Below are 12,741 nucleotides of genomic sequence, written 5' to 3' on the forward strand. Positions count from 1 at the left end.
CGCGCCTCCCTCTAACCGACGAGCAGAGCGTATACGATGCCGGGACCATGCACGCCGATCGTCAAGTCGTTCTCGATATCCGAAGACCGGCTCGGCCCGGAAATAAAATGAATGCCCGCCGGCAGGTTTTCCCGTCCGGCCGCATCGAACTTCTCCATCACTTCGCCCAGCCTCGTCTTCAGGCGGTCAAGCGGAATAATCGCGATCAGCACGGTCGGCAGCAAGCTGACCGAACGTCCCTTATCCTTCGAAGACAGCACGACCATCGAGCTCGTGTACGCCGCCGCATGATCGACGAGCACGACGCCGATGTCGGCTTCCGCGGAACGCGCCTTCCAGTTCTCTTCGGTATCGGTGTTCCACACCGAGATTTTCGCCTCCGGCAGACGCTCCTCCAGTCCCAGGGCGGCAAGCCCCGGCTCGTTCTGGCGGATGATGTATTTCGCGTCCAGTTCGTTCGCCTTGTCCGTGATGAATCTTTGCACGTCCTCCATCGACGACAACCGTTCGACGTGTCCGCCCACGCTTTTGAAGTTTTCCGTAAACCGCTCGATGCGTTCCTGCTCGGTCCACTCGTAGGCGTTCCAGAAGTCCGGAGCGCCGCGGAACGGATGCTTCGGCGCTTCGTTGACCATGGGCCGTCTCAGCTTGGATGAGATGTGGCCAATGAACTTGAGCTGCTTGGCGCGGGATTTCTCTTCCATCTCCTTCAACCATTGCTCCTGCATATTAGCTGTGTCCATGTCCGTGCGTCCCTCCGTTCTTGCGGCTCTGAACCGCCTGCTCCATCCGCCGCTTGATATCCGGCGACATCTCCTTGAGGCCTTCGCGGATTTCAGCGTCGAGCGTCGCCCACTGCTGGCGGAAGCTCTTCTTCGGCAGCGTAGGCGTCACGCGGTACGTGTTCCAGCCTTTGAGCGGACCTATCTTCAGCCGGATGCCTCCGTCTCTGGCTACGAACTTCTGTCCGATCTTGCCGAGCTTCAGCACCGTGCTCATCCGTCCGGACTTCGAGAACAACGTTGCGAAGCCTTTCATTCCCGCGTCCTCCAGCTTGTTGCTGTGGCCGGCTTCCACCTTGCGCCTGCGCAAATAGACCAGCATATCATGAAGCGGAATTTTCACAGGACAAGCCTCGTAGCAAGCTCCGCACAAGCTCGAAGCGTTGGCGATGTCGTCCCATTCGGCGATGTTCTTGTTGAGGGACGGCGTCAGCACCGCGCCGATCGGACCGCTGTAAGTACCGCCGTAGGCGTGGCCGCCGATATGACGGTACACCGGGCAGGCGTTCAAGCAGGCTCCGCAGCGAATGCAGTTCAGCAGCTCCTGGAACTCCGGGTCCCCGAGCTGCAGCGAGCGTCCGTTGTCGACGATGATGATATGCATTTCGTCCGGACCGTCGGCGTCTTCGGAGCGCCGCGGACCGGTAATGCCCGACATGTACATCGTCAGCTTCTGGCCGGTCGCCGAACGCGGAAGCAGCGTCGCCATGACCTCAAGGTCGGCCCACGACGGAATGATCCGCTCCATGCCCATCAGCGTAATTTGCGTCTTCGGCAGCGTCGTCACCATCCGGGCGTTGCCTTCGTTCTCGAACAGCACCATCGAACCGGTCTCCGCGATCGCGAAGTTGCAGCCCGTCATGCCGATATCGGCTTCGAGAAATTTCGAGCGCAGCCTTCTGCGCACGTATCCGGCCAATATTTTCGTATCGGCCTCGAGCGTCTCGCCTGCATCCTCCGACAGCAGCTCGGCGATCTGGTAGCGGTTTTTATGGATGGCCGGGATAATAATGTGGGAAGGCGGTTCGTCGGCCAACTGGATAATGTACTCTCCGAGGTCGGTCTCAATCGCCTCCACGCCGATTTTCTCCAGCGCCGCGTTCAGATGAAGCTCCTCCGACACCATCGACTTCGATTTAACGACGGTTTTTGCGCTTACCCTTTCGGCAATCGCCATCGAGATGTCGACCGCCTCCTGCGCGGTTTCCGCGAAATGCACGTGAACGCCGTTGGCGCGCGCGTTCTCGACGAACAGGTTCAAATAATAATCGAGATGCGCAATCGTATGAAGACGGATCTGGCGGCCTCGTTCGCGCCATTCCTCCCAGTTGCCGTGCTCCTTCATCGCTTGCAGCTTGCCGTTCTTCAGCCGCTCCGTCGTGAACTTGACCGCTTTGCGCAGGAAGTCGTTGTTCAGCGCCAGCTCCGCGCGTTCTTTGACCGTCGCTCCGCCCTTGGCTCCATGGCTCATCTTATCGCACCCCTTCGTAGAGCAGCTCGGCCAAGTGCATCACTTTGACCGGCTCGTTCCGGTAACGCAGGTTGCCCGCGATGTTCATCAAGCAGGCCATGTCGAGCCCGACGAGCACTTCCGCTTCCGTCTCTTTGACGTGATCGCTCTTCTCGCTCACCATCGCGCCGGAAATGTCCGACATCTTGACCGCGAACGTTCCCCCGAACCCGCAGCAATCTTCCGCATGCGGCAGCGGAACGAACTCCAGCCCTTTGACACGGGTCATCAGCGCCATCGGCTCGTCCTTGATGCCCATCAGGCGGCTGCCGTGACAGGAAGGATGATACGTGACCTTGTGCCGGAACGTCGCGCCCACATCGGTCACGCCGAGCACGTTCACGAGAAACTGGGTGAACTCGTACGTCTTGCTCTGCAGCGCCAGCGCCTTGTCCAGCATCGCCGGATCGTTCTCGAACAGCTTCGGGTAGTGATGAATCATGCCCGTGCAGGAGCCGGACGGCGCGATGACGAAGTCGCTGTCTTCGAACGCTTCGATAATCGTTTTCGCGGTCGTCCGCGCTTCGTTCCAATACCCGCTGTTGAAGGCGGGTTGACCGCAGCACGTCTGGATAGGCGGAAATTCCAGCGTGACGCCGTATCTGGCCAGCAGGCGGACCATCGCTTCCCCGACCCGGGGATAGATGGCGTCGCTCAGGCAAGTAATGAACAAAGAGACTTTCATGCTGCCGCACCCCTTTCGTATCTCTTTTCATATTATCAGGTTATCAGACAAGTTGATAGCGTAATTATAACAAATGGGCGCTTTCGCTGCCCCCGACATCGCGAAAAAGCGTTCCCGAAGCACGCGCCCCTGCCTATCCTTTCATTTGCCTCGGACAAGTATGCGCGCCTCTCGGGAATCGCTTATTCCGGTCGCCGTTACACCGTAACGACGGCGATGCCGCGTCCTTCCAATTGCTCGATCATCTCCTTCGGCATGCGCTTGTCGGTGATGATCGTGTCGACTTCGGACAGATCCGCAACGTGCGCGAACGCCTGCACTCCGAACTTGCTGGAGTCGGCGAGCAGAACGACTTCATCCGCCATGCCAATCATTCGTTCCTTGATTCGGGCCTGCAGCTCGTTGGATTCGCTAATGCCGCGCTCCAGATGCACGCCCTTGCAGGAGAGGAACACCTTGTCGACATGGTAGGCGTCCAGCGAACGCTCCGCCAGCGGACCGACGAAGGACAACGAACGCTGGGCGAGAATGCCGCCCGTGGAGATGACCTGAATCTTCTCCTTGCTGCTGAGCTCCGTCGCGACCTTGATCGAATTGGTCAGCACGGTCAAGTCGATGTCGGGCACGTCGGCCGCCATATACCAGGCGGTCGAGCTGGCGTCCAGCAAAATGCGGTCCTTCGGCGAGATGCGCTTGATCGCCTCCAGGGCGATCCGCTTCTTCTCGTCCGCGTTCGTGATTTCGCGCACGGCATAAGGAATTTCCGGATGCAGCGCCGCCGTCTCCTTGACGCTGACCGCGCCCCCGTGGGAGCGGCGCAGCCGTCCCGCCCGCTCGAGCCGGTCCAGATCGCGGCGGATCGTCTCCTCCGTCACCTGGCACAGCTCGCTCAGCTCGGATACCCGGATGCTTCCTCTTTCGTTGACCAGGCTTACGATTTTCTCATATCGCTCCGCAACCAGCATGTGTACCCTCTTTTCGCAAACCGAATTTAGTCCGGCAGCCCCGTCAGCGTCCGGAAGCGCTCATACGCGCGAGTCCACGGCTCGGAATCGCCCGGCTCGTACGTCTCCACCGGGAACGACTCCCGGATCGCCTTGCGGGCTTCCCAAATATCGGCGAAAGCGCCCTGGGCGATCCATTGAACGGCCAGGTTGCCGATCGCGCTTCCTTCGGAAGGACCGGCCCATACGGGCTTGCCGATCGCATTCGCCGTCCATTGGCAGAGCAGCGTATTCTGAATGCCTCCGCCAACCATGTGCAGACCGCCGAAGCTCTGTCCGGACAGCCGCTCCGTCATTTCCAACACGTAGCGATATTTTAACGCCAAGCTTTCCAAGATGCAACGCACGATTTCGCCTACGCCGTCCGGTTCCGCTTGCCCTGTCTGCCGGCAATACTCCGCTACCCGCGCGGGCATGTCGCCCGGAGGCAGGAACAGATCGTCGTCCGGATCGATGAACGTCGCCAGCGGCTTCGCTTCGGAGGCGAGCTGTACAAGCTCCGGGAATGAATACGAACGCCCTTCCCGTTCCCATTCTCTCCGGCACTCCTGCAAAATCCACAAGCCCATAATGTTTTTCAACAGCCGGAACGTGTCGCCGAATCCGCCTTCGTTCGTGAAGTTAAGCTTCTGCGCCAGATCGTGAAGGACGGGCTTGTCGACCTCCGTGCCCATCAGCGACCATGTCCCGCAGCTTAAGTAGGCGAACGACTTCTCCGTCGCCGGAACGGCAACGACCGCGGAGCCCGTATCGTGCTCGGCCACCGCGTAGACGGGAATCGAATCGATGCCCAATTCCTCGCACACCGACGGCTTCAGCTTGCCCGCAAGCTCTCCCGGCTTCAGCACGCCGCCGTTGCCGAACCAATTCCTCGGCAGGTCAAGCAGACGCAGAAGCTCGGCATCCCAATCGTCCTCGACCGGATTGTACAGCTGCGTCGTCGTGGCGTTCGTGAACTCGTTGTGCATTTCCCCGGTCAGGAAGTAGCGCAGCAGGTCCGGAATCATGAGCAGCCGATTGCTCTCTTGGAGGAGCGGAGACTTCGCCTGTTTCAGCGCGTAGAGCTGGTAGATCGTGTTGAAAGGAAGAAACTGAATGCCGGTCCGGGCGAAAATGACCGATGCCGGAATTTCGGCCATGGCCCGTTCCATCGCCCCTTCCGTATGACGGTCGCGGTAATGGTACGGATTGCCGACCAGTTCCCCGTTCTTGCCGATAAAGCCGAAGTCGACCGCCCAGGAGTCGATGCCCATGCTCTGCAGGTCGACGCCCCGGTGCTTGGCTTTCAGCAAGCCTTGCTTGATTTCGTGATAGAGCCGCAACATGTCCCAATACAGGCGGTCGCCCACCTGTACGGGATCATTGGGAAAGCGATGCAGCTCCTCGACCTCGATCTTGCCGTTCGTCAGCCGTCCGAGCAGCGCCCTTCCGCTGCTTGCGCCCAGATCGAACGCGAGTACGCTCGACATCTCTCATCATCCTCGGTTGAATTAATTGCCGCGCTTCAGCAGCACGTCTTGCTCGTACGTCTTCACTTCGCCCAGCCATTCCTCGCGAACGGGAACGCCGTTTTTCTCGCAGTAGTAATCCCATACCGCGCCGAACGGATAAGACTTGAACTCTTCCGTCAACGCCAGACGCGTCGTGTAGTCGCCTTCCAGCTCCGCTTTCTTGAGCGCTTCGATCGGATCGAGCATGGCGCGAAGCAGCGATTTGATCGTGTTGCGCGTGCCGATGACCCAAGCCGCGACGCGGTTGATGCTGGCGTCGAAGAAGTCGAGGCCGATGTGCGTCTTGCCGAGCAGGTCGCCGCGCACAAGCTCGCGGCCGATGTCGATCAGTTCGTCGTCGAGCGTGACGACGTGGTCGCTGTCCCAGCGCATCGGGCGGCTGACGTGGAGCAGAATGCCGTCCGCGAACAGCGACAGCGAGCTCAGCTTGTTGGAGATCACTTCCGTCGGGTGGAAGTGGCCGGCGTCGAGGCAGATCAGCTTGTTGTTGCGCAGGCCGTAGCCCATGTAGAACTCGTGGGAGCCGACGACGTAAGCTTCCGAACCGATGCCGAACAGCTTGCTCTCGACGGCGTCGAGGTTGTGCGACGGGTTCAGCTCTTCCGCGAACACTTCGTCGAGCGCGTCTTTCAAACGCTGTCTGGGAGCCAGGCGATCCGCCGGAACGTCCTTGAAGCCGTCCGGAACCCATACGTTCGTGACGCACGTCTGACCGAGCTGCTCTCCGAAGTAAGCGCCGATTTTGCGCGACGCTTTGCAGTGATCGATCCAGAAGCGGCGGATTTCCGGGTCCGGATGGCTCAGCGTGAAGCCCTCGCTGGACTTCTCATGGGAGAAGCAGGTCGGGTTGAAATCCATGCCCAGCCCTTGCTCCTTGGCCCAATCGACCCATTTCTGAAAATGCTTCGGCTCCAGTTGATCCAGCTCGACCTTCTCGTCGGTGTCGGCGTAGATCGCATGGAGATTGACTTTGTGCTTGCCCGGAATAAGGGAGAAAGCTTTCTCCAAGTCCGCGCGCAGCTCCTCAGGCGTTCTGGCCGCTCCCGGATAGTTGCCGGTGACGGAAATGCCGCCGGTCAGATCCTGATCCTTGTTCAGAAAACCTCTGACATCGTCGCCTTGCCAGCAGTGCATGGAAATTTTGATTTGCGCCAGCTTCTCCAGCACTTGATCGACGTCGATGCCGTGCTTGGCGTACAGCTGCTTGGCGGCTTCGTAGTTGTTGACGGTGGATTGTTGCATGCGCCTTCCTCCTCGGCTTCTTTCATTTATTTTACGGGATATGCAATGACGGACATAAGAGCATTCTCGGATTGCGTCGAATCGAGCCGGCTGTATTGCACGATGACCGGGATATCGCTTACAACCTCGATCGCGTAAGGAACGCCGACCGGAATCGGCGCCCCTTCCTTGTGCAGCGAGCTCGTTCGGATATGCTTCGTTCTTCTGGCCCCGACGACGACCATAATGTCCTCCATCGGTTCGCGATCCTCGAAGAAAATCGTGAATTTCAGCAGGGCGTCCTCCGACGCCGTGTTGAGCACGCAGACGGACTCGTGGCTCGTCAGCTGCCCGGAGCTGATTTCGGGAATGTAGCCGTCCGGTATGAACCAGACCTTCTCCCCTTGCGGCCTATGCATGTGAACGATCCCTCCGAATAATGGTTATCGAGTGAACGCCGCGGGTACGCCGCCGTCGATCGTCAGCATGCAGCCCGTCGTCTTGGCGGACTTGGACGATGCGAAGAATGCGATGCCTTCCGCGATGTCGCTCGGATAGATATTGACAAGCAGCGTCGTGCGCTTGCGGTAGTATTCTTCCAATTGGTCCGGCTCGATGCCGTAAGCGGCGGCGCGCTCGTTGCGCCAGCTGCCGTTCCAGATCGCGGAGCCTTGCAGAATCGCATCCGGCAATACCGTATTGACGCGGATGCCGAACTCTCCGCCCTCGGCTGCGATGCAGCGCGCCAGATGAGCTTCCAGCGCCTTGACGGAGCTGTAGGCGGTAGCGTTCTTGCCGGCGTATACCGTATTCTTGGACGCGATGAACACCATGTTGCCGCCGATGCCTTGCGTCTTCATCATCTTGAACGCTTCGCGGGCGACGAGGAAATATCCCGTTCCCAGAACGTTCATGTTCAGGTTCCATTCCTTGAGGGACGTTTCGTCGAACGGGCTGGAAGTCGCCAGACCTGCGTTGTTAACGATGATGTCCACGCCGCCGTAAGCGAGCGCCGTCGCGTCGTATGCCGCTTGCACCAGTTCCTCGCTCGTGACGTCGACTTTAACGGCCAGCGCGCGGTTTTCTCCCCATTTGGCGTTGATCTCGCTCGCGACCTTCTCTGCGCCTTCGAGGTTCAAGTCGGCCAGCACGACGTGAGCGCCTTCCGATACGAGGCGGCGCGCCGTTTCGCTGCCGATGCCGCCCGCGCCGCCCGTGATGAACGCGACTTGGCGGGAGAATTCAGCTTCCGGCGGAGCCAGCGACAGCTTGTAAAGCTCAAGCGGCCAGTACTCGACGTTGTAGGACTCGTTCTCGGACAGCGAGACGAAGTTGCCGAGAGCCGTAGCGCCTCTCATGACGGCGATCGCGCGGTGATACAGCGCGCCGCTCACTTGCGACATCGCCCAGCTCTTGCCGGTATTGATCATGCCGACGCCCGGAATCAGGATAACGCGAGGCGCGGCTTCGAACATGACGTCGCCCTCGTTCTTGTTGCGCTCGAAGTAGGCGGTGTATTGCTCCTTGTAAGCGGCGACGCCTTCCTTCAGCTTGGCGATCAGGCCGTCGATGTCGTTCGCGTCAGGCGTCCAGTCGATGAACAGCGGCACGACCTTCGTGTGAACGAGGTGATCCGGGCAAGCCGCGCCGACTTGGGACAGCTTGGCGGAATCGTTGCCGGAGACGAATTGCAGCACGTCGTCCGCATCGTCGAAGCTCAGAATCATCTTCTTGGCGTCGCTGACCGCGCCGCGGATCGTCGGCATTACTTTGGCCGCGATGTTTTTGCGAACGTCGGACGGCAGCGTCTCGTATTTCGCGCCGCCGAACACTTTCGCCTCGTCGATGCGGGCTTCGATGAACGCTTCCGCTTCGGAGATAATCTTGATCGTCTGCGCGTAGCATTCCTCGGACGTCTCGCCCCAAGTGACAAGGCCGTGTTTTTCCATGAGCACGAGCTCGGCTTTCGGATTGTTCAGCACGCCTTCGGCAATCATCTTGGAGAGCGTGAAGCCCGGACGGATGTAAGGAACCCATACGAAACGGTCGCCGAAAATCTCTTTGGCCAGCGCTTTGCCGTTATCCGCGCAGCACAGGCTGATAATCGAATCCGGGTGCGTGTGGTCCACATGCTTGAATGGCAGGAATGCGTGCAGCAGCGTCTCGATCGAGGCGCGCGGGTGCTTCGGATCGATCATGCAGTTCGCCAGGTAGGCGACCATGTCCTCGTCGGGCATTTCCGCTTTCTCGAACAGCGGACGGATGTCATCCATGCGCAGGCCCGTGAAGTTGCCCGCTTTCATCGTTGCGAGGTCGGAGCCGCTGCCTTTCACGTACATCACTTCGACGTCGCGCCCGCGGAAATCCTTCTCGATCGTTTTCGAGGACGTATTGCCGCCGCCGAAGTTGCACACGCGGCGATCCGCGCCGATAATGTTCGAACGGTAGACGAGCTGATCCAGACCGGATTGCTGTTCTGCTGCTTTCGATGCTTGCCACAAGCTTTGTACCATGAGATTACCTCCGGATGTTGTTTTGTTTGATTTTGAATTCATTCTATCACACCCGTTTGTTTTTGAATACATTTAAATCAAACATAAACAAAAATAATAAACGGATAAATTCCCACTTGATTCCGGACATAAGTAAAAGACGTCCTGAACGATCGGGAGGCGAGATTCGGATCTCTCGCGCTCTCCGACTGAACATTCAGGACGCCTTGGGTCCGCTGCGGGACAGCCCTCTGCGTAGTTTAGGAATTAATGAACTTTTTATTCGGCAAATAATGCAGCGCTCTGACGAAACGGATCGTTCTCGTCTTCGCGCGCATGACGATCGAATGCGTCTCCGCGCGATCGTCCGGCAAGTAGCGGACGCCGCCGAGGAACTCGCCCGGAGTGACGCCGGTCGCGGCGAAGATGACGTCGTCCGTGCCCACCATGTCTTCCATCGTCAGCACCTTGTACGGATCTTCGATGCCCATCTGGATGCACCGTGAATACTCGTTGGCGTCGGAAGGCATCAACCGCCCTTGGATCTCGCCGCCGAGACATTTGAGCGCCGCCGCCGCAAGCACTCCTTCGGGCGCTCCGCCGGAGCCGACGTACAGGTCGATGCCCGCTTCCGGGAATGCCGGGGCCATCGCTCCGGCGACATCCCCGTCGGTCAGGAACTTGATGCGGACGCCGACTTTGCGCAGCGTCTTGATCGTCGACTCGTGGCGGACGCGGTCGAGAATCATGACGGTCAGCTCGGAGACGTTCTTGTTCAGCGCCTCGGCCGCTTTCTTGAGCGTCAGCTCCAGCGGGTCCGTCAGCTTCAGCTTGCCGACGAGCTGCGGTCCTACCGCAAGCTTCTCCATATACATGTCGGGCGCGTGCAGCAAGTTGCCCTTGCCCGCGATCGCGATGACGGACATCGCATTGTTCAACCCTTTGGCCACGATCTCCGTGCCTTCGAGCGGGTCGACGGCCACGTCGACTTCCGGTCCGTTCATGCTGCCCACCTGCTCGCCGATATAGAGCATTGGCGCTTCATCCATTTCCCCTTCTCCGATGACGACCGTGCCGCTGACCGAGATCGAATCGAACATCGCCCTCATCGCCGAAGTGGCCGCTCCGTCCGCGTTGATTTTGTCTCCCCGCCCCATCCACGGCGCAGAGGCCAGCGCGGCCAATTCCGTTACGCGAACGATCTCCAGTGCCAATTCCCTCTCCATGATGACCCCTCCACATCAATATCACTCGCATTTAATATATATCATATTATTATATGTGACACTATATATACAAGGTTATTTTTCAATGTAGTGTGTCACAAATAAAAAAATGTCGACATAAGGTTTCTTTTATACATGGAGTATTACGCCTCTTGAGCTGTGCTGCACTGGGACCGACGCCCTCCTTTCTACAAAATTCGATTCGGGCTTATCGCCTTATTTTTATAATCATTTAGTCCCTTCTGTGTTGTAGGCAGCGAAAATATTGAATATGATTGTTGAAGTTATTTCCAGAAGCTGTGATTTTTTGAATCCCGATACTTACAATCAGGAGCGTGAGAAGGATGAAGAAGAAGCTGCTTGCAGGAGTCATCGGATTGTCCATGCTGGCCAGTATGGGTGCGGGCGCCTATGCCGCCTCCAATCTGCAAGAAATACAAGCCTACTTGAACAGCGGTCTGAAATTCAAAGTGGACGGCCAGCCGGTTCAACTCAGAGACGGCAACGGCAATGCCGTTCTTCCGATTACTTACAAGGGGACAACTTATTTGCCCGTTCGGGCCGTGTCCGACGCGCTGGGCGTTGCCGTCAACTACGATGCGCAAGCAGCCACAGTACACCTTGGCGAGAGATCCGAAGGCGTAGCGATTCTGGACGGGTTCAGCGATATGTACCACACGAAAGACACGTCCAAGACGTCCTACAACGGCAAAGATTATAAGGAAGTCTACTTCAACGATGCTTCAGGCAATCGCTCCGGCTCCTTCATGCTGTATCCGAAGAAGAAGTACCAGAAGCTCTACCTTCAGGTTGCGGCCGTCGGCAAGGATATTGAGGAGCTGACGATTCAGGAAAACGGTTCTATGAAGGAACTGCTGCAAACTTCCGTTGCGTTGGGCGAGGGATTAAAAACGATCGAGGTGGATATCGGCGGGGTTGAAGCCTTGTACATCCATGCGGACTTGGTCGACGGCGGGGCGATGTTCGTTCCTCTTATTGCGTCCTACTACAAGTAAACTTGCGAAGCGGCTGTTCCATAAGTCGGTCAAATTGCAACTCTGCTTATGGGCAGCCGCTCCTCTGCTCTCCCGGTTCGTCAGGGAGCTTGCAAAACCAGCTTCAGCCGGATGATCTCGCTGCGGCTGCCCAGACGGATCGGCGGCCCCCACGATCCGAAGCCGGAGGAGACGACGACGTGCATCGCGCCCTTGCGCATGTAGCCCCAATCCAGCTCGAACAGCCTCTTCGTGAACAGATGGTTCGGCCAGAACTGCCCGCGGTGCGTATGACCGCTCAGCAGCACGTCCGCCCCCGCCTCCGCCGCTTTCTCGAACTGCGTCGGCTGATGGTCCATCAGCAGCACCGGCTTGCGCGGATCCGCATTTCGCAGCAGCTCCCGAACGGCAAGCCTGCCGTCCGGCCCGGACGCTTCGGCGGTTTTGTCCTTGCGGCCGGCAACGTAGAGCTTGCCGTCGATTTCGACCGTTTCGTCCCGCAGCACCGGTATGCCGAGAGCCTTCATTTCCTCCACGTAACGTTCCGTATGCCCCCCATAGTATTCATGGTTTCCAAGCACCGCATAGACGCCGTGTTCGGCTTGAAGCCGGCCGAGCAGCTCGCCCATCCGGTTGCGCAGGAACGGCTCGATCGAATCGTCGATCACGTCGCCCGGGAGCAAAATCAGATCCGGCTTCATCGCGTTGATCCGCTCGACGAGACGGCGCAGATGCTTGCGTCCGACCAGATTGCCGAGATGAATGTCGGAGGCGACCGCAACCGTCCACTCCGTCTTTCCCCCGTCCGCAGGCTTGTCGATACTCAGCTCATGAGAGCGCACGACCGGACTCCAGGCGTTGCGCGAGCCGACGAGCAGCAATAAGGCGATCAAGCCCAGCACGACGGTCCCCGAGCCGACGATATAAGCTTCGGACACGCCATTCGTCAGCCATAGCACCAGGCGAACCGCGTCCGCCAGCAGAAACAGCAGCAAGCCGATCTCCATGACGAATATATACACCGATCCCGCGACCTTCAGCAGCCTTCCGGCCGGCTTGAGCGCATTCGGAAGCGGTATTCTTCCCAGCAGAAACCCGTAAGCGAGCAGCGCGAACGGAATCCAGAATCCGTAGGGCGAGTAGCCGATGCCGACTGCTGCCGACCACTCGGCAACATGCCAGCCGATGTAGAAATTAAGTGCCGAATACGCCGTGAGCAGCAAAGAAACAAGGACGATAAACCGAGGTTGAACTTTCATCTGCGAACAGGCCCCCTACTTTCCCTATCAACTTATAAGGAAATTATAGCACAGAA

The 12,741-nt window shown here is 58.5% G+C and carries 11 protein-coding genes; 1 reads left to right on the forward strand and 10 read right to left on the reverse strand.

What is annotated here, in order from left to right:
* Nucleotides 1–11 precede the first annotated feature (11 nt).
* From B0G52_RS05285 to glpX, 9 genes are all read right to left on the reverse strand, one after another.
* Complete coding sequence (locus B0G52_RS05285; RefSeq protein ID WP_198960601.1) at nt 12–743, reverse strand: LutC/YkgG family protein; 732 nt, start codon at nt 741–743, stop codon at nt 12–14.
* The gene (locus tag B0G52_RS05290; RefSeq protein WP_094042492.1) at nt 730–2,253 is read right to left on the reverse strand and encodes a LutB/LldF family L-lactate oxidation iron-sulfur protein; all 1,524 of its coding nucleotides are present in this window, start codon (nt 2,251–2,253) and stop codon (nt 730–732) included. The genes B0G52_RS05285 and B0G52_RS05290 overlap by 14 nt, the downstream gene beginning before the upstream one ends.
* Nucleotide 2,254: 1 nt before the next feature.
* Nucleotides 2,255–2,977, reverse strand: coding sequence for a (Fe-S)-binding protein (locus B0G52_RS05295; RefSeq protein ID WP_094042493.1), 723 nt, complete (start codon nt 2,975–2,977; stop codon nt 2,255–2,257).
* 197 nt (nt 2,978–3,174) lie between these two features.
* Nucleotides 3,175–3,942: a DeoR/GlpR family DNA-binding transcription regulator gene (locus B0G52_RS05300; RefSeq protein ID WP_094042494.1), complete on the reverse strand. Its 768-nt coding sequence runs from the start codon at nt 3,940–3,942 to the stop codon at nt 3,175–3,177.
* 26 nt (nt 3,943–3,968) lie between these two features.
* Nucleotides 3,969–5,450: a rhamnulokinase gene (locus B0G52_RS05305; RefSeq protein WP_094042495.1), complete on the reverse strand. Its 1,482-nt coding sequence runs from the start codon at nt 5,448–5,450 to the stop codon at nt 3,969–3,971.
* 21 nt (nt 5,451–5,471) lie between these two features.
* Nucleotides 5,472–6,734, reverse strand: coding sequence for an L-rhamnose isomerase (rhaA, locus tag B0G52_RS05310; protein WP_094042496.1), 1,263 nt, complete (start codon nt 6,732–6,734; stop codon nt 5,472–5,474).
* Nucleotides 6,735–6,760: 26 nt separating this feature from the next.
* Nucleotides 6,761–7,132 (reverse strand): sensory rhodopsin transducer, encoded by a 372-nt coding sequence (locus B0G52_RS05315; protein ID WP_094042497.1) that lies wholly within the window; start codon nt 7,130–7,132, stop codon nt 6,761–6,763.
* 24 nt (nt 7,133–7,156) lie between these two features.
* Nucleotides 7,157–9,226 carry a bifunctional aldolase/short-chain dehydrogenase gene (locus B0G52_RS05320; protein WP_094042498.1) on the reverse strand — a complete coding sequence of 690 codons (2,070 nt, stop codon included), beginning with the start codon at nt 9,224–9,226 and terminating at the stop codon, nt 7,157–7,159.
* 239 nt (nt 9,227–9,465) lie between these two features.
* The gene (gene glpX / locus B0G52_RS05325; protein WP_094042499.1) at nt 9,466–10,431 is read right to left on the reverse strand and encodes a class II fructose-bisphosphatase; all 966 of its coding nucleotides are present in this window, start codon (nt 10,429–10,431) and stop codon (nt 9,466–9,468) included.
* A gap of 344 nt (nt 10,432–10,775) precedes the next feature.
* Here glpX and B0G52_RS05330 point away from each other — a divergent pair, with 344 nt between their 5' ends.
* Entirely contained in the window at nt 10,776–11,447 is a 672-nt protein-coding gene (locus B0G52_RS05330) for a stalk domain-containing protein (RefSeq protein ID WP_094042500.1), read from the forward strand.
* Between the two features lie 80 nt (nt 11,448–11,527).
* On the opposite strand, the gene B0G52_RS05335 is transcribed toward B0G52_RS05330, so the two are convergent.
* Nucleotides 11,528–12,685 carry a metallophosphoesterase gene (locus tag B0G52_RS05335; protein WP_094042501.1) on the reverse strand — a complete coding sequence of 386 codons (1,158 nt, stop codon included), beginning with the start codon at nt 12,683–12,685 and terminating at the stop codon, nt 11,528–11,530.
* Between the last annotated feature and the right edge of the window lie 56 nt (nt 12,686–12,741).

The organism is Cohnella sp. SGD-V74 (genome assembly GCF_003001675.1).
Classification (GTDB): domain Bacteria; phylum Bacillota; class Bacilli; order Paenibacillales; family Paenibacillaceae; genus Cohnella.

Bases quoted from the DNA above. Each gene is read 5' to 3' on its own strand.
- B0G52_RS05285 (WP_198960601.1), bottom strand. From the start codon at position 743: ATGGACACAGCTAATATGCAGGAGCAATGGTTGAAGGAGATGGAAGAG.
- B0G52_RS05290 (WP_094042492.1), bottom strand. From the start codon at position 2,253: ATGAGCCATGGAGCCAAGGGCGGAGCGACGGTCAAAGAACGCGCGGAG.
- B0G52_RS05295 (WP_094042493.1), bottom strand. From the start codon at position 2,977: ATGAAAGTCTCTTTGTTCATTACTTGCCTGAGCGACGCCATCTATCCC.
- B0G52_RS05300 (WP_094042494.1), bottom strand. From the start codon at position 3,942: ATGCTGGTTGCGGAGCGATATGAGAAAATCGTAAGCCTGGTCAACGAA.
- B0G52_RS05305 (WP_094042495.1), bottom strand. From the start codon at position 5,450: ATGTCGAGCGTACTCGCGTTCGATCTGGGCGCAAGCAGCGGAAGGGCG.
- rhaA (WP_094042496.1), bottom strand. From the start codon at position 6,734: ATGCAACAATCCACCGTCAACAACTACGAAGCCGCCAAGCAGCTGTAC.
- B0G52_RS05315 (WP_094042497.1), bottom strand. From the start codon at position 7,132: ATGCATAGGCCGCAAGGGGAGAAGGTCTGGTTCATACCGGACGGCTAC.
- B0G52_RS05320 (WP_094042498.1), bottom strand. From the start codon at position 9,226: ATGGTACAAAGCTTGTGGCAAGCATCGAAAGCAGCAGAACAGCAATCC.
- glpX (WP_094042499.1), bottom strand. From the start codon at position 10,431: ATGGAGAGGGAATTGGCACTGGAGATCGTTCGCGTAACGGAATTGGCC.
- B0G52_RS05330 (WP_094042500.1), top strand. From the start codon at position 10,776: ATGAAGAAGAAGCTGCTTGCAGGAGTCATCGGATTGTCCATGCTGGCC.
- B0G52_RS05335 (WP_094042501.1), bottom strand. From the start codon at position 12,685: ATGAAAGTTCAACCTCGGTTTATCGTCCTTGTTTCTTTGCTGCTCACG.